Here is a 16,143-nt window from a genome sequence, read left to right as displayed (position 1 = left end):
TAACCACCTGAGCCAGCAGATGACATGAAACCCCAGAAAACTGTAGCGGGCCAACGGGCTCTCAAAGAGCGGGTGCCGCCGCTGAGCCCGCGCCAACGGTCCCTATTGATCGTTTGTGACGGGCAAAAGAGCCGCGAGCAACTCATCGAGATGGTGCGGGGCCTGGGCGGGGACGAGTCCGACCTTGATCATCTCGCGTCTCTGGGACTGATCGAGGCCGTGGAGGCGCCACCCCCGCCCGCCGCAAGTACGCCCGACGCCGCAGCGGCGTCGAGCGCTGCTCGGCCGGCGGCACGTGTCGGCCCGCGCGCGGTCAGTCCGGAGGAGGCGGCGCGTCGCTACCAATTGGCCTATCCGGTAGCAACGCAACTGACGGCCTCTCTGGGTTTGCGCGGTTTCCGCTTGAATCTGGCGGTGGAAAAAGCTTCGGGCTATGCAGAACTATTGGCGCTGCTGCCGCAGTTGTCGGAGGCGCTTGGCGCCGATCGCGTGGCAGAGCTCCGTCGACTCTTAACGGAGCAATGAAGGCCGCGCAGGATTCCGACTTTGCGCGGGCTGGATGTAGCGCGTTCGGAGCCCTGGGCGAACCCCTTTGCACGCGAAGACTCGGACGGATTCCTACAATGGACGCTCGTCCCAATTCAGGTCTTCATGTCCAACGCTTTCATCCGCATCCGCGGCGCGCGTCAGCACAATCTCCAAAACCTCGATCTCGACCTGAACATCGGTGAGCTCACCGTGGTGACGGGCCCCAGCGGCTCGGGCAAGTCGAGCCTGGTGTTCGACACCTTGTTCGCCGAGGGGCAGCGGCGCTATGTCGAAACCTTCAGCGCCTACGCGCGGCAGTTTCTCGACCGCATGGACAAACCGGCGGTCGACAAGGTCGAGGGTGTGCCGCCGGCGATCGCGATCGACCAGACCAACCCGGTGCGTTCGTCGCGCTCGACGGTGGGCACGATGACCGAGCTCAACGACCATCTGAAGCTGCTGTTCGCGCGCGCGGCCGCCCTGTTCGACCGCGACACCGCGCTGCCCGTGCGGCACGACACGCCCGAGTCCATCGTGGCGGAACTGCAGCGGCGGGTGCAGGCCAGCGGGCCGGAGGAGCCGCGTCTGGTGCTGACCTTCCCGGTCGAGTTGCCGGCCAGCGCGAGCGCCGAGGACATCGCGCAATGGTTGTCGCTGTCGGGCTACACCCGCGTGCAGGCCGAGCGCGTGGTCGATCGCCCCACCGTCGAGGCCTCGGACGCGCCCGCCGCGAAGCAGAAAAAGCCGGCCCGCGCGGCGCCGTCCGCTCCACCGCGCCGCGTGAAGCAGCTCGATGTGGTGGTCGACCGCTTCCGGCTCAGCCAGGCCGAGCCTGCGCGCGTGATGGAGGCGGTGGAAGCTGGCCTCAAGCGCGGCGGCGGGCAGCTCACGGTGTATGTGTTGCGCGCGGGTGCTGCGGACGACGCCGCGCCCGAGATCTGGCGTTTTTCCACTGGGCTGCACTGCCCCGAGAGCGACCGGCACTATGCCGAGCCCACGCCGTCGATGTTCTCGTTCAACTCGGCCGTGGGTGCGTGCGAGACCTGCCGCGGCTTTGGCCGCGTCATCGGGGTCGATTGGGGGCTGGTGATTCCCGACGAAAAGCGCACGCTGCGCGCCGGTGCCATCAAGCCCATCCAGACGCCGGCCTGGAAGGAGTGCCAGGACGACTTGATGCGCCACGCCGAGGCCGCAGGCATTCCCCGCGACACGCCGTGGATGCGCCTCACCCCGGAGCAGCAGCGCTGGGTCATCGAAGGCTCGCCGAACTGGAACGGCCAGTGGAACCAGCAGTGGTACGGCATCCGCCGATTTTTCGAGTATCTCGAGAGCAAGGCGTACAAAATGCACATCCGGGTGCTGCTCTCGCGCTACCGCAGCTACACGCCGTGCCCGGCTTGCGGCGGCGCGCGGCTCAAGACCGAGAGCCTGCTGTGGCGCATCGGCAGCAAGGCGGACGCGGACGCCGTGCTCGAGCCTGCGGCGCGCTTCCTGCCGCAGGGCGTGGGGTACAGCCGCGCGCAGCTCGAGGCGCTGCCCGGCCTGTGCCTGCACGACCTGATGCTGCTGCCCATCGAGCGGCTGCGCCGATTCTTCGACCGGCTGGCCGCCGCACCCGAGGCGCAGGAGCCCGCGCGCAAGCTGCTGTATGAGGAGATCGGCACGCGGCTGCGGTACCTCTGCGACGTCGGGCTGGGTTACCTCACGCTCGACCGGCAAAGCCGCACCCTCTCGGGCGGCGAAGTGCAGCGCATCAACCTCACCACGGCGCTGGGCACCTCGCTCGTCAACACCTTGTTCGTGCTCGACGAGCCGAGCATCGGCTTGCATCCGCGCGATATGGACCGCATCAACCGCGCGATGCGTCGGCTGGTCGACGCGGGCAACACCTTGGTCGTGGTCGAGCACGATCCGGCGGTGATGCTCGAAGCCGACCGCATCCTCGACATGGGCCCGGGGCCGGGCGCGCGCGGCGGGCGCATCGTGTTCGACGGCACGCCCGAGGCGTTGCGCGGCGCCGACACGCTCACCGGCGTCTACCTCGGCGGGCGGCGGCAGATCAGCATGGGCATCAAACGGCTCGTGAGCGCGGCGACGCCGCGGCTCATCCTCGAAGGCGCGCGCGAGCACAACCTGCGCGCTCTGACGGTGGAGTTTCCCTTGCAGCGGCTGGTGAGCGTCACCGGCGTTTCCGGTTCGGGCAAGTCCACGCTGATTCAGGATGTGCTCGCGCCGGCCTTGCTGCGCCACTTCGGCCGTGCCACCGAGGCACCCGGCGCGCACGACCGGCTGCTCGGTGCCGATCACCTCGGCGACGTGGTGTTCGTCGACCAGTCGCCGATCGGCAAAACCGCGCGCTCCAACCCGGTGAGCTACGTCGGCGCGTGGGATGCGATCCGCAGCCTGTTTGCGGAGGCGCCGCTGGCCCGGCAGCGCGGCTACACGGCTGCCAAGTTCAGCTTCAACTCGGGCGATGGTCGCTGCCCGACCTGCGGCGGCTCGGGGTACGAGCATGTGGAGATGCAGTTCCTCAGCGACGTGTATCTGCGCTGCCCCGACTGCGACGGCAAGCGCTATCGGCCCGAGGTGCTCGAGGTGCGCATCGAGCGCGGCGGCCGCTGGCTCAACGTGGCCGAGGTGCTCGAACTCACCGTCAGCGAGGCGGTTGAGTGTTTCCAGGCCGACCGCGAGGTGATCCGCGCGCTGCAGCCCATCGTCGATGTGGGCCTCGAATACATCCAGCTCGGCCAGAGCGTGCCCACGCTCTCGGGCGGCGAGGCGCAGCGGCTCAAGCTCGCCGGGCACTTGGCCGAGGCGATGAAGACCGCCGCGGCGAGCCGCCAGCCGCTGGCGCGCAAGGGCACGCTGTTCTTGTTCGACGAACCGACCACCGGCCTGCACTTCGACGACATCGCCAAGCTGATGAAGAGCTTTCGCAAGCTGCTCGACGCGGGGCATTCGGTCATCGTCATCGAACACAACCTCGACGTCATCCGGGCCAGCGACTGGGTCATCGACCTTGGCCCCGAGGGGGGCGAGGCCGGCGGTCAACTCATCGCGGCCTGCCCGCCCGAGGAGCTGCGTCGGCATCCGCACTCGCACACGGGCGCGGCGCTCGCGGCCTACGAGCGCGCCCTGGGGCTGGGCACGGGCGTCGCCGCCGAGGCATCGGCACTTCAAAAATATGAGCAAGAGGTTGCCGAATCACGCCGGCGTCTGGGCAAAAAGGCCAAAGAATCGGCGCCAGAGCAGATCTCCGTCGTGCACGCGCGCGAGCACAACCTGAAAAACCTCAGTGTCGACATCCCCCGCGGGCGTTTCAACGTCATCACCGGGGTCAGCGGCTCGGGCAAGTCCACGCTGGCCTTCGACATCGTGTTCAACGAAGGCCAGCGCCGCTACCTGGAGAGCCTCAACGCCTACGCGCGCTCGATCGTGCAGCCCGCAGGCCGGCCCGAGGTGGATGCGGTCTACGGTATTCCGCCTTCGGTGGCGATCGAGCAGCGGCTCTCGCGCGGCGGCGCCAAGAGCACGGTGGGCACGGTCACGGAGATCTGGCACTTCCTGCGGCTCTTGTGGGTCAAGCTCGGCGTGCAGCACTGCGTGCACGACGGCGCGGCGGTGCAGCCGCAGACGCCCGAGCGCATCGCGGCGCAGCTGCTGCAGGCGCACCGCGGCCAGACCATCGGCCTGCTCGCGCCGCTGGTGGTCAACCGCAAGGGCGTCTACACCGAACTCGCCGACTGGGCGCGCGGCCGCGGGCACACGCACTTGCGGGTCGACGGCGCGTTCCTGCCGACCACGGGCTTTCCGCGGCTGGACCGCTACCAGGAGCACACGGTCGAACTGCCGGTGCTGAGCCTCGCCGTGACGCCCGAAAACGAGCCACTGCTGCGCGAGGGCCTGGCGCGCGCGCTCGAACTCGGCAAGGGCGTGGTGCATGTTCTGAGCGCGCTCGACGGCCTGGCCGAGGCCCTGGCCGCCGGCGGTGACGGCGCGGGCATCGGGCGGCTCGAGGTGTTCTCGGCGCGGCGTGCTTGCCCGGTTTGCGCCACTTCCTACCCCGAGCTCGATCCCCGGCTCTTTTCCTACAACAGCAAGCACGGCTGGTGCCCGGATTGCGTGGGCACGGGCCTGGCGCTGACCGCCGCGCAGCGCCGCGCGCTCGACGACACCCCGCGCGACGACGACGCCCGCGGCCGCGAACAGACCTTCGTCGAACCCGAGCCCGACGACCTGCCAGGCACCGCCTGCCCGAGCTGCGGCGGCACCCGGCTCAACGCCACGGCGCGCGCGGTGCGGCTGCATGCGGGCGACGCCTCCTGGGCCATCACCGATGTGGCGGCGCTGCCGGTGTCGGCGGTGCGGCAATGGGTCGATGCGCTGGCCTTCACCGGGCGCGAGGCCGAGATCGCGCGCGACCTGCTGCCCGAAATCCGCAGCCGGCTCGCCTTCCTCGAACAGGTCGGGCTCGCCTACCTCACGCTCGACCGCGGCGCGCCTACGCTCTCGGGCGGTGAGGCGCAGCGCATCCGGCTGGCCGCGCAGCTCGGCTCGAACCTGCAAGGCGTGTGTTACGTGCTCGACGAGCCCACGATCGGACTGCACGCGCGCGACAACCGCATCTTGCTCGACGCGCTGCAGGCCTTGAGCGCGCAGGGCAACACGCTGCTCGTCGTCGAGCACGATGCCGACACCATCCGTCGCGCCGAGCACCTGATCGACATCGGCCCCGGCGCGGGCACGCACGGCGGGCAGCTGGTGGCCCAGGGCAGCGCCGAAGACCTCATGGCCGCGCCGGAGTCGCTGACCGGCCGCTATCTGCGCGAGGCGATCCGCCACCCGTTGGGCGCACGCCGGCCGGTGCGGCCCGCGGACCGTGGCGGGCCGGGCGGCGGGGCTGAACCCACGCACTGGCTCACGCTGCACGGCGCGTCGCTGCACAACCTGCAAAACCTCACGGTGTCTGTGCCGCTCACGCGGCTCGTCGCCATCACCGGCGTGTCGGGCTCGGGCAAGTCCACGCTGGCGCGCGACGTGTTGCTCACGAATGTGCAGGCCTGGGTGCAGCAGCGCAGCACGCGCGAGGGCCGCGCCGCGCTGGACGCGGGCCGCGCGCCGCCGCTCGTGGGCTGCGCGGGGCTCTCGGGCTTCGAGACGATCGAGCGCGTACTCGAGGTCGACCAGACCCCCATCGGCAAAACGCCGCGCTCCTGCCCCGCGACCTATGTCGGCTTTTGGGACGCCATCCGCAAGCTGTACGCCGAGACGCTCGAGGCCCGCTCGCGCGGATGGGGTCCGGCGCGCTTTTCCTTCAACACCGGCGAGGGGCGCTGCCCGGCCTGCGAAGGGCAGGGCATGCGCACCATCGCCATGAGTTTCCTGCCCGATGTGAAGGTGCCCTGCGAAGCCTGCCACGGTGCGCGCTTCAATGCCGAGACGCTCGCCGTCACCTGGCGTGGCAAGCATGTGGGCGATGTGCTGCGCATGGAGGTCGACGAGGCGGTGGAATTCTTCGCCGCCATGCCCGCCATCGCGCATCCGCTGCGGCTGCTGCAGGACGTGGGCCTGGGCTATCTCACGCTCGGCCAGCCCTCGCCCACCCTCAGCGGCGGCGAGGCGCAGCGCATCAAGCTCGTGACGGAGCTCGCCAAGGTGCGCGACGACGTCGCGCGTCGCGGCAGCCGCGCCCCGCACACGCTCTATGTGCTCGACGAGCCGACCGTGGGCCTGCACATGGCCGACGTGGAGCGGCTCATCCGGGTGCTGCACCGGCTCACCGACGCGGGCCACAGCGTCATCGTGATCGAGCACGACCTCGACCTCATCGCCGAGGCCGACTGGATCATCGACCTCGGCCCCGAAGGTGGCGCGGGCGGCGGGCGCATCGTCGCCACCGGCACGCCGGAAACCGTCGCTGCGGGCCAGGGCGCGACGGCCGAAGCCCTGCGTACCGTGCTCGCGCCGCGTTGAAGGTCACCGGGCGCTCCGGATTTTGCTAAGTGTTTTCCCGAGGTCGACCCGGATTCGAGGCCGCTGGGCCCGCGCGATCAGTTCGCTGTACGCCTGCGCCCTGAGCGTCGCGCCGACCTATTTCCCGCATTCCGTACCACGGCAAAGGAACAAAATCCGCGCAACGCAAAGGAAGCGCGATGCGCAAGAGCCGGTTCACGGAAGAGCGGATCGGGGCATGGGCTCGGGTGGGGAATCCAGCGTGGTGTGGGCGCTATTGTCGGTCCTGTCCCGCCCGGGTTCCCCAGGCTACGGTTGGCGAGCCGCGAGCAAAGCGCGGGTGAGTTCGGCAAAACCGGCGCCGTGTGCGGCCTGTGTCCGATAGAGCGGCGGCGGGCGCAGTTGGTCGGCAAAGCGCGCGATGTTGGCCACGCCGACGCTGTAGCGGAAGTGGCGGAACATCGGCTCGTCGTTGATCGAGTCGCCCACGGCGACCCAGTGGTCGAGCTCGTCGTTCAGCCGGCGGCCGAACAAGGCCTCGGCGGCCCACTGGGCGCCACTCCATTTGTCGAAGGCGTTGACCGCGCCGTGCACATGGATGCTGCTGCGGGTGGTGTGCAGCCCCTCGGCGCGCAGCAGCGCGAGGATGGCGTCGATCTGCGCAGCGTCGAGGTGCTGGAACTCCGCGACGTCGAAAGCGATGTCGGTTTCACGCCCTTCGCTGTCGCGCGAGAGCGCTGCGCCCGGCACCTCGCGCAGCACGCGCGCGGCCACGCGCTGCATGTGCGCCCTGTTGCGCGCGCGGGTGGGGGCGTCTTCTCGGTATAGTTTTGATAGCGAAACCTCACCGTTTGGCGCTGGGGTTCCGGCGTTTTTTTCTGAAAACAGGGCCACGGCGCCGTTTTCGGCCACGATGGCGGGCACAGGCCAGCGCGCGGCGAGCGTTTCGCACCAGCCCACGGGCCGGCCGGTGATGGGGACGACGATGACCCCCGCCTCGCGCAGCGCGGCCAGCGCGGCCAGCGCGTCGGGGGTGATCTGCCCCTCGGTGGTCAGGGTGTCGTCGATGTCGGTGAATACGCCATGGATGCGCGCGCGTTGGGCGGCCGGCCATTCATGCAGCGGACGCAGCCGCTCGGGGCGCGGCGTGCTCATGCTGCGCTGCCGAGGCTCAGGCCCGCGTGCTCGCGCAGCGGGTGGAAGTGGATTTTGGGAAAGCGCTCCTGCGCGAGCCGCACGTCGTAGGGGCTGGTGCAGAGGTAGGCCAGCGCGTCGGCGGCGTCGCGCGCCATGCGCTGTGGATAGGCGTCGCAGAAGGCGCGCAGTTCGGCCGGGGTGTCCGCGCTGATCCAGCGCGCGCCGGTGTAGGGGCAGCCTTCGAGCCGCACGTCGCAGTCGTATTCGGTCTTGAGCCGGTGTTGCACCACCTCGAACTGCAGCTGGCCGACGGCGCCGAGCAGCATCGGCCCGCCCATTTCGGGCTTGAAGACCTGGATCGCGCCCTCCTCGCCGAGCTGCGCGAGGCCCATCTGCAATTGCTTGGTCCGCAGCGGGTTCTTGAGGATGACGGTCATGAATAGCTCGGGCGCGAAGAAGGGCAGGCCCGTGTATTGCAAGGCCACCGTTCCGTCGGTGATGGTGTCGCCGAGCTGCACGCCACCATGCGTGGTAAAGCCGATGATGTCGCCCGCATAGGCTTCGTCGACCGCCTCGCGGCGTTGGCTCATGAAGGTCACGACGGAGGTGGGGCGCAGTTCCTTGGCGGTGCGCTGCACCTTGAGCTTCATGCCCGGCTGGTACTGGCCGGACGCCACGCGCACGAAGGCGATGCGGTCGCGGTGGTTCGCATCCATGTTGGCCTGCACCTTGAACACCACCCCGGAGAAGAAGCCATCGTCGGGCTGCACCACGCGCTCGACGGTCTGGCCTTGGGTGAGCAGATGGCTTTTGCGCGGCCCGGGCGGCGGCGCCAGGTCCACCAGCGCGTCGAGCACTTCCATGACGCCGAAGTTGTTGACGCCCGAGCCGAAGAACACCGGGGTCTGCTTGCCGGCCAGGAAGGCTTGGCGGTCGAAGGCGGGCGAGGCGCCGGTGGCAAGCTCCATGCTCTCGAGCGCCGTGTCCCAGTTGTGCCCAAAGCGCGCGCGCAGCGCGTCGGCCTGGGCGAGCGGCAGCGTCTCGAAGTCCTGCGGCCGGCGCTCGCTGCCGGCTTCGAACACCGTCATCGCCTGCGTGCGCAGGTTGATGATGCCGCCGAAATGCTTGCCCTGGCCCACCGGCCAGGTCATCGGCACGCAGGGCATGCCGAGCTCGCGCTCGACCTCGTCGAGGATGTCGAGCGGGTCGCGCACCTCGCGGTCCATCTTGTTGACGAAGGTGAGGATGGGCGTGTTGCGCTGGCGGCAGACTTCGATGAGCCGCTTGGTCTGCGCCTCGACGCCGTTGGCCGCGTCGATCACCATCAGCGCCGAATCGACCGCGGTGAGCACGCGGTAGGTGTCTTCGGAAAAGTCTTTGTGGCCGGGGGTGTCGAGCAGGTTGATGACATGCTCGCGGTAGAGCATCTGCATCACCGAACTCGCCACCGAAATGCCACGCTGCTTCTCGATCTCCATCCAGTCGCTGGTGGCATGGCGGCTGGCCTTGCGGCCCTTGACCGCACCGGCGATCTGGATCGCGCCCGAGAACAGCAGCAGCTTCTCGGTCAGCGTGGTCTTGCCCGCGTCGGGGTGCGAGATGATGGCAAAGGTGCGGCGGCGCCGGACCTCTGCGGCGATCTGAGAATTCTGGGACACGGGTTTCCTGTGCGGTGGTGACGCTGCCCGCGCGGACCCGGCGGGCCTGGGCGCGCAGACGCGGCGCCGTCGAGGGCTGGATTTTACAAGTCGGCCGTCATGCGGGATGTTGCGGGTCGTTGGGGGGTGGCACCGCTTCGCTCGGAATCAGGCGTCGGTGGGCAGGTAGTGGCGGCACAGCGCCTCGAACTCGCCGAGTCGAGGCTCCGCGCAGCCTTCTTCGGTCAGGATCTCGGCGACCCGGGGCGCCATCGCGGCGGCGGCTCGGGCATCGAGAAAGAGGGCGCGCCAGCGCCGGGCGAGCACGTCTTCGACCGTGTGCGCGTATTCATGGCGCACGGCGTAGCGCACCATGGCTTCGGTCAAGCCCAGTCCCAGCAGGTTGTGCGCGCCTGGACAGGCCAGCACTTCCGGGGCCCGGCGGCCATAGAGATGCAAGCCCGGTGGCGCGTGTATCGGCACCGGCGGGGACGGAGGCTCGCCGTCGACAGGGGCTCCGTCCAGACGGTGCCGGGCGGTTTGCGCGTCGGGCCTGGGGGGCAGTAAGCCCGCCGCAAAGCAGTGCGCCATCACATCTTCGGCCATCGCGCGGTAGGTGGTCCACTTGCCGCCGGTGACCGTCAACAGCCCGCCGTCCTCGACCACGACGGTGTGTTCCCGCGACAGCGCCTTGGTTTCGCCGCGGGCGTTCCGGGGCGGCGCCACGAGCGGTCGCAGCCCGACCCAGACGCTGCGGATGTCGCGCCCAAGCACGGGGCGGCGCAACACATGGGCCGCTTCGCTCAACAAAAACGCCAGTTCCTCGGCAAAGGGCTGCGGTTCGCGCGGAGAATCGGGGCGCGGCGTGTCGGTCGTGCCCAGCACCAGCTTGCCCAGCCACGGCACCGCGAACAGCACGCGACCGTCGCGCGTCTTGGGCACCAGCAGCGCGTGATCGCCCGGCAACACCGTGCGGTCCACCACCACATGCACGCCCTGGCTGGGGCTGACCATGCGCTCGGGTTCGCGGGTCACCCCGGCACGCGCGCGCAGCGCGTCGACCCAAACCCCGGTGGCGTTGACCACACACGAGGCTTCCACCGACTGGCTGTGACCCGAGCAGCGGTCACGCACCGTGACGCTCCAGCCGCCTGCCGCGAGCCGCTGCAGCGCCTCGACCTCGGCGTAGTTGAACAACTGTGCGCCGGCTTCGACAGCCGTGCGGGCCAGGGCCAGGGCCAGGCGGGCGTCGTCGAACTGGGCGTCCCAGTATTCGACGCCACCCTGGAGTCCCTCGGGGCGGATGCCGGGCAAGGCCGCCAGCGTCTGCGCTGGGTCCAGCAGGCGCGTAGGCCCGAGCCGCGCACGGCCGGCCATCCAGTCGTAGAGCTTGAGCCCGGCGCCATACCAGGGCTTTTCCCACCACGCATAAGCCGGCATCACGAAAGGCAGTGGCTGCGCCAAATGGGGGGCGATGCGCAGCACGGTGCTGCGCTCGGTCAAGGCCTCGCGCACCAGTGCGATGTTGCCCTGCGCCAGATAACGCACGCCGCCGTGCAGCAGTTTGGTCGACCGCGACGAGGTGCCGCCCGCAAAATCGTGCGACTCGAACAGGGCCACCGTAAACCCCCGCAGCGCCGCGTCCAGAGCCACTCCGAGCCCGGTGGCGCCACCGCCGACCACGACCAAATCCAGCCGGGGTTGGCGTTCGAGGCAGGCGAGGCGTTGGGTGGGTTTCATGATCGGTCGATCGCCTGGGAGGGCGTGCGGACTGGGGCTGGCTTGATGTATTGTCGCCTTCCACGACGCTCACGTTTGCGAGGCACCCCATGAGCCATCTTCTGGCCCTGGATCAGGGCACATCGAGTTCGCGCAGCATCGTGTTCGACCCCGAGGGGCGGGTGCGGGCGATGGCGCAGCGCGAGTTGCGCCAGATCTACCCGCAGCCGGGCTGGGTGGAGCACGACCCGCGCGAGATCTGGAGCACCCAGTTGGAGACCGCGCGCGAGGCGCTGGCCAAGGCGGGTCTCCAGGCCGCCGACATCCGCGCCGTGGGCATCACCAACCAGCGCGAGACGACCATCGTGTGGAACCGCCGTACCGGCGAGCCCATTTACAACGCCATCGTCTGGCAGGACCACCGCACCGAGCCCGAATGCGCCGCGTTGCGCGAACGCGGCCTCAGCGAATCGGTGTTGCAAAAAACGGGGCTACGCATCGACGCGTATTTCTCGGGCACGAAGCTGCAGTGGATCTTGGACCATGTGCCCGGTGCGCGCGCCCAGGCCGAAGCGGGCGAACTGGCCTTTGGCACCGTGGACAGTTGGCTGATTTGGCAGCTGACCGGCGGGGCGGCCCACGTCACGGATGGGAGCAACGCCTCGCGCACCCTTTTGTTCAACATCCACACCCGACAGTGGGACGCGGATTTGCTGGCGGCTTTGCGCATCCCGGCGGCGCTGATGCCCGCGGTCTTGCCCTCCAGCGCCCATTTCGGCGAGGTTCGGCCCGATTGGTTCGGCGGCCCGCTGGAGATCGCGGGCGTCGCGGGCGACCAGCAAAGCGCGCTGTTCGGCCAGGCGTGTTTTTCCGCGGGCATGGCCAAGAACACCTACGGTACGGGCTGCTTCATGTTGATGCATACCGGCGAGCACTTTCAGGTCAGCCAAAACGGCCTCATCACCACCGCCGCGGCGCAGTTGCCGGGGCCGCCGCAATATGCCCTCGAAGGCAGTGTGTTCATCGGCGGCGCGGTGGTGCAATGGCTGCGCGACGGCCTGCGGGCCATTGCGTCGAGCAGCGAGGTGCAGGCGCTGGCGCAGAGCGTGCCCGACTCCGGCGGCGTGGTGCTGGTTCCCGCGTTCACCGGCCTGGGCGCGCCTTATTGGCAGCCCGATGCGCGCGGCGCCATCGTGGGCCTCACGCGCGGCAGCACGGTCGCGCACATTGCCCGGGCGGCGCTCGAGAGCATCGCCTTTCAGAGCGCGGCGCTGCTGCAAGCGATGAGCCGCGACGCAGTTGCCAGCGGCGGATCGCCCGTGACCGAGCTGCGGGTCGACGGGGGCGCCAGCGTCAACGATCTGCTCATGCAGTTTCAGGCCGACTTGCTGGGCATACCTGTGGTGCGGCCCGCGGTGGTCGAAACCACGGCGCTCGGCGTGGCTTATCTGGCCGGCCTGCATGTGGGCTTGTACGCTGGGCTCGACGAGCTGTCTCGCCAGTGGCGGGCCGAGCGCGTGTTCCATCCCACGATGTCGCGCGAGCGCGCGGCCGAACGGATGGCGCAATGGGAACATGCGGTTCGGCAGACGATCGCGCCTTGAGCAACTCCCTCGCGCGCGGGCCCGAGTCTGTTCGCGTAAAATCCGGCGCTTCCGAGGAGCGTTGCAGCGCCCCTGCCGATGGTGGGGCGTGAGGCTCGGAACAGAAACACAACGACGCTCACCCGCTGCAACTGGGGTGAGTTCGTCCCCCTCCCGGTGTGCGGCGGTTCCACCCTTTGTTGTTTTGGAGCCCCTCATGAACGCACGCATCCCCACCCCCAACACAGCAGCCGATCGGGCCATTGCCGACATGGGCCTGGCTGACTGGGGCCGCAAAGAAATCCGCATCGCCGAGACCGAGATGCCCGGCCTCATGGCCATCCGTGAGGAACTGGCCGCATCGCAGCCACTCAAGGGCGCGCGCATCACCGGCAGCCTGCACATGACCATCCAGACGGCGGTGCTCATCGAGACGCTGCAGGCACTCGGCGCGCAGGTGCGCTGGGCTTCGTGCAACATCTTCTCGACGCAGGACCATGCGGCCGCCGCGATTGCCGCCGCCGGCACGCCGGTGTTCGCGATCAAAGGCGAGAGCCTGGCCGACTACTGGGACTACACCCACCGCATCTTCGAGTTCGGCCCGGCCGGAGCGCCCGACGAAGGCCCGAACATGATCCTCGACGACGGCGGCGACGCCACGCTGCTCATGCACCTGGGTCGCCGCGCCGAGACCGACCCGTCCGTCATTGCGAACCCGCAGAGCGAGGAAGAGCGCTGCCTCTACGCTGCGATCCGCGCCAAGCTCGCGCAGGACCCGACCTGGTACAGCCGCAAGAGCGCGCAGATCATCGGCGTGACCGAGGAGACGACCACGGGCGTGCATCGCCTCAAGGAAATGTCGGCCCAGGGCACGCTGCTGTTCCGCGCGATCAACGTCAACGATTCGGTGACCAAGAGCAAGTTCGACAACCTCTACGGCTGCCGCGAGTCGCTCGTCGACGGTATCAAACGCGCGACCGACGTGATGATCGCCGGCAAGATCGCCGTGGTGTGCGGCTACGGCGACGTGGGCAAGGGCAGCGCGCAGGCGCTGCGCGCCCTCTCGGCGCAGGTGTGGGTGACCGAGATCGACCCGATTTGCGCGCTGCAGGCGGCGATGGAAGGCTATCGCGTCGTCACCATGGACGAGGCGGCCGACAAGGCCGACATCTTCGTCACCGCCACCGGCAACCGCGACGTCATCACCTACGCGCACATGGCGGCCATGAAAGACCAGGCCATCGTGTGCAACATCGGTCACTTCGACAATGAAATCGACGTCGCCGCCCTCGAGGCGAATTGCCGCTTCGAGGAGATCAAGCCCCAAGTCGACCATGTGGTGTTCCCCGATGGCAAGCGCATCATCCTGCTGGCCAAGGGGCGGCTCGTGAACCTCGGCTGCGCCACCGGCCACCCGAGCTTCGTGATGTCGAGCTCGTTTGCCAACCAGACCATCGCGCAGGTCGAGCTCTACACCCACCCCGAGCGCTACGAGCCCGGCAAGGTCTACGTGCTGCCCAAGCACCTCGACGAGAAAGTGGCCCGCCTGCACCTCAAGAAGGTCGGCGCGAAGCTGACCGAACTGACCGACGCGCAAGCCGCGTACATCGGCGTGCCCCGTCAAGGCCCCTACAAGGCCGACAGCTACCGCTATTGACCGCGGCGCGCCGATGCGGGCGGATCAACTGCTCGTCGAGCGCGGCGTTGCGGCCTCGCGCGCGCAGGCGCAGCGCCTGATCGCCTCGGGCCTGCGCTGGCGGGTTGCGGGCGGGGCGTGGCAGCGCGTCACGAAGAACGGCGCCGAACTGCCCGCCGAGGCCGAGCTGGAGCTGCTCGACGACGCCGAGGCGCGTTACGTCTCGCGCGGCGGGCTCAAGCTCCAAGGGGCGCTCGATGCGGCGGGCCTCGACGTGCGCGGCTGGCGTTGCCTCGACGTGGGTCAAAGCACCGGCGGCTTCACCGATTGCCTGCTGCAGCGCGGCGCAGAGCGCGTCGTGGGCGTGGACGTGGGCCACGGGCAATTGCACCCGCGGCTGCGCGCCGACCCGCGCGTGTGCGCGCTCGAAGGGGTCAACGCCCGCAGCTTGGACTTATCAAAAACAATAGCAGAACATGAGCATTTCACGCCGGCGTTCGGGGGAAAAAGCCCAGAATTCGACCTGATCGTCGGTGACCTGTCCTTCATCTCGCTCACGCGGGTGTTGCCCGCCCTCACGCCCATGCTCGGGCCTTCGGGTCAGTTGCTGATGCTGGTCAAGCCGCAGTTCGAGCTGCAGCCGGCGGACATCGGCAAGGGTGGCCTCGTCAAGGACGCGTCCCGCTACCCGGAAGTCGAGCAACGCCTGCGCGCGGCCTGCCGCACGCTCGGCCTCGAAGTGCTCGGCTGGTTCGACAGCCCGATCACCGGCGGCGACGGCAACCGCGAGTTTTTCATTCACGCCCGCTGGCCCGCAAACGCGGCGCCGGCGCACGAGAGAGTCCCGGCATGAACGCCTTGCCCATCAGTTTCGAATTTTTTCCCCCGAAGACGCCCGAAGGCGCCGAGAAGCTGCGCGTCGTGCGCCGCGCGCTCTATGCTTGGGCGCCCGAGTTTTGCTCCGTCACCTACGGCGCGGGCGGCTCGACCCACGAAGGCAGCTTTGCGACCGTGCGCGAGATCCTCGCCGAAGGCGTGCCTGCCGCCGCGCACTTCTCCTGCGTGGGCGCGACCCGGGAGCGCGTGCGCGCGCAGCTGGCCGAACTCCACGCCATGGGCGTGCGCCGACTCGTCGCGCTGCGCGGCGACCTGCCCAGCGGCTACGGACTCGGCGGCGAGTTCCAGTATGCGAGCGACCTGGTCGCTTTCATCCGCGCCGAGACCGGCCGCGCGTTTCACATCGAGGTGGCCGCCTACCCTGAAATGCATCCGCAGGCGCGCAGCCCCGAGGCCGATGTGCAGGCCTTCGCCACGAAGGTTCGCGCGGGAGCCGACTCGGCCATCACCCAGTATTTCTACAACGCAGACGCGTATTTCCGGTTCCGCGACGAGGTGCACGCGCTGGGCGTGGACGTGCCCATCGTTCCCGGCATCATGCCGATCACGAGCGCCACGCAGCTGTTGCGCTTCTCCGACGCCTGCGGTGCCGAGGTGCCGCGCTGGGTGCGGCTGCGCCTGCAGGGCTACGGCGACGATGTCGCAGCCATCCGGGCCTTCGGGCTCGATGTCGTCACCGCGCTGTGCGAGCGGCTGCGCGCGGGTGGCGCGCCGGGGCTGCACTTCTACACCATGAACCAAAGCGCGGCCACCATCGAGATCCTGCGCCGGCTCGGTCTGGGCGGGGCGGCGGTTGACGGTTGAATAAGGGCAACGCTGAACAAGTCCCTCGCGCGCCGCGCATCCCGGCTGCGGGCGGTCTCGTCGAAAGCAAATCCTCGCCATAGCTGCGGCTATGGCTGTGGTTTGCGCCTCGCATCCCATCCCGCGGCCGGGCGCGCGCCATCGCAGGAACTGATTCAGCGTTGCCATAAGCAAACAACCGATCCGTATATCCGCCTTCCCGCGCGCCCTGGCATCATGGCGCGGTTTTTCGGCGGCGCGTCCGCCGCTT

General features: G+C 69.0%; 9 protein-coding genes and 1 riboswitch. Of the genes, 6 read left to right on the top strand and 3 right to left on the bottom strand.

From position 1 onward, the window contains the following. The first annotated feature begins 24 nt into the window (after nucleotides 1-24). Together JHC36_RS06860 and uvrA are read left to right on the top strand one after the other, a co-directional pair. On the top strand, nucleotides 25-525 hold the full coding sequence (locus JHC36_RS06860; RefSeq protein ID WP_287917523.1) for a hypothetical protein: 501 nt from the start codon (nucleotides 25-27) through the stop codon (nucleotides 523-525). Nucleotides 526-651: 126 nt separating this feature from the next. After that, nucleotides 652-6,501, top strand: coding sequence for an excinuclease ABC subunit UvrA (gene uvrA / locus JHC36_RS06855; RefSeq protein ID WP_287917520.1), 5,850 nt, complete (start codon nucleotides 652-654; stop codon nucleotides 6,499-6,501). A gap of 288 nt (nucleotides 6,502-6,789) precedes the next feature. On the opposite strand, the gene JHC36_RS06850 is transcribed toward uvrA, so the two are convergent. The 3 genes from JHC36_RS06850 to JHC36_RS06840 all read right to left on the bottom strand — a co-directional run bounded on the left by JHC36_RS06850 (nucleotide 6,790) and on the right by JHC36_RS06840 (nucleotide 10,994). Beyond that, nucleotides 6,790-7,635 carry an HAD family hydrolase gene (locus JHC36_RS06850; protein WP_287917517.1) on the bottom strand — a complete coding sequence of 282 codons (846 nt, stop codon included), beginning with the start codon at nucleotides 7,633-7,635 and terminating at the stop codon, nucleotides 6,790-6,792. Beyond that, nucleotides 7,632-9,275 carry a peptide chain release factor 3 gene (locus tag JHC36_RS06845; protein ID WP_287917514.1) on the bottom strand — a complete coding sequence of 548 codons (1,644 nt, stop codon included), beginning with the start codon at nucleotides 9,273-9,275 and terminating at the stop codon, nucleotides 7,632-7,634. Before JHC36_RS06845 ends, JHC36_RS06850 begins: the two co-directional genes overlap by 4 nt. Nucleotides 9,276-9,422: 147 nt before the next feature. Further along, nucleotides 9,423-10,994, bottom strand: a complete 1,572-nt coding sequence (locus tag JHC36_RS06840; protein ID WP_287917511.1) for a glycerol-3-phosphate dehydrogenase/oxidase — start codon at nucleotides 10,992-10,994, stop codon at nucleotides 9,423-9,425. A gap of 89 nt (nucleotides 10,995-11,083) precedes the next feature. Between JHC36_RS06840 and glpK the strand changes: the two genes are divergently transcribed. The 4 genes from glpK to metF all read left to right on the top strand — a co-directional run bounded on the left by glpK (nucleotide 11,084) and on the right by metF (nucleotide 15,893). Beyond that, nucleotides 11,084-12,577, top strand: coding sequence for a glycerol kinase GlpK (glpK, locus tag JHC36_RS06835; protein WP_124222524.1), 1,494 nt, complete (start codon nucleotides 11,084-11,086; stop codon nucleotides 12,575-12,577). A gap of 47 nt (nucleotides 12,578-12,624) precedes the next feature. Next, nucleotides 12,625-12,704: riboswitch (S-adenosyl-L-homocysteine riboswitch) on the top strand. A 69-nt stretch (nucleotides 12,705-12,773) separates the two neighbouring features. Next, complete coding sequence (gene ahcY, locus JHC36_RS06830) at nucleotides 12,774-14,213, top strand: adenosylhomocysteinase (RefSeq protein WP_287917472.1); 1,440 nt, start codon at nucleotides 12,774-12,776, stop codon at nucleotides 14,211-14,213. Between the two features lie 13 nt (nucleotides 14,214-14,226). Next, a complete protein-coding gene (locus JHC36_RS06825; protein WP_287917470.1) occupies nucleotides 14,227-15,045 on the top strand; it encodes a TlyA family RNA methyltransferase in 819 nt (272 codons plus the stop codon). Further along, a complete protein-coding gene (gene metF, locus JHC36_RS06820) occupies nucleotides 15,042-15,893 on the top strand; it encodes a methylenetetrahydrofolate reductase [NAD(P)H] (protein ID WP_287917467.1) in 852 nt (283 codons plus the stop codon). The genes JHC36_RS06825 and metF overlap by 4 nt, the downstream gene beginning before the upstream one ends. The last annotated feature ends 250 nt before the right edge of the window (nucleotides 15,894-16,143 follow it).

Origin of the sequence: Tibeticola sp., from assembly GCF_022759015.1 — a bacterium.
In the GTDB taxonomy this organism is placed as follows: domain Bacteria; phylum Pseudomonadota; class Gammaproteobacteria; order Burkholderiales; family Burkholderiaceae_C; genus Tibeticola; species Tibeticola sediminis.
Note: the sequence above shows the minus strand (reverse complement) of the source record. Positions and strands in the feature narration are given on the sequence as shown.

Bases quoted from the DNA above. Each gene is read 5' to 3' on its own strand.
- JHC36_RS06860 (WP_287917523.1), top strand. From the start codon at position 25: ATGAAACCCCAGAAAACTGTAGCGGGCCAACGGGCTCTCAAAGAGCGG.
- metF (WP_287917467.1), top strand. From the start codon at position 15,042: ATGAACGCCTTGCCCATCAGTTTCGAATTTTTTCCCCCGAAGACGCCC.
- ahcY (WP_287917472.1), top strand. From the start codon at position 12,774: ATGAACGCACGCATCCCCACCCCCAACACAGCAGCCGATCGGGCCATT.
- uvrA (WP_287917520.1), top strand. From the start codon at position 652: ATGTCCAACGCTTTCATCCGCATCCGCGGCGCGCGTCAGCACAATCTC.
- JHC36_RS06840 (WP_287917511.1), bottom strand. From the start codon at position 10,994: ATGAAACCCACCCAACGCCTCGCCTGCCTCGAACGCCAACCCCGGCTG.
- JHC36_RS06850 (WP_287917517.1), bottom strand. From the start codon at position 7,635: ATGAGCACGCCGCGCCCCGAGCGGCTGCGTCCGCTGCATGAATGGCCG.
- JHC36_RS06825 (WP_287917470.1), top strand. From the start codon at position 14,227: ATGCGGGCGGATCAACTGCTCGTCGAGCGCGGCGTTGCGGCCTCGCGC.
- glpK (WP_124222524.1), top strand. From the start codon at position 11,084: ATGAGCCATCTTCTGGCCCTGGATCAGGGCACATCGAGTTCGCGCAGC.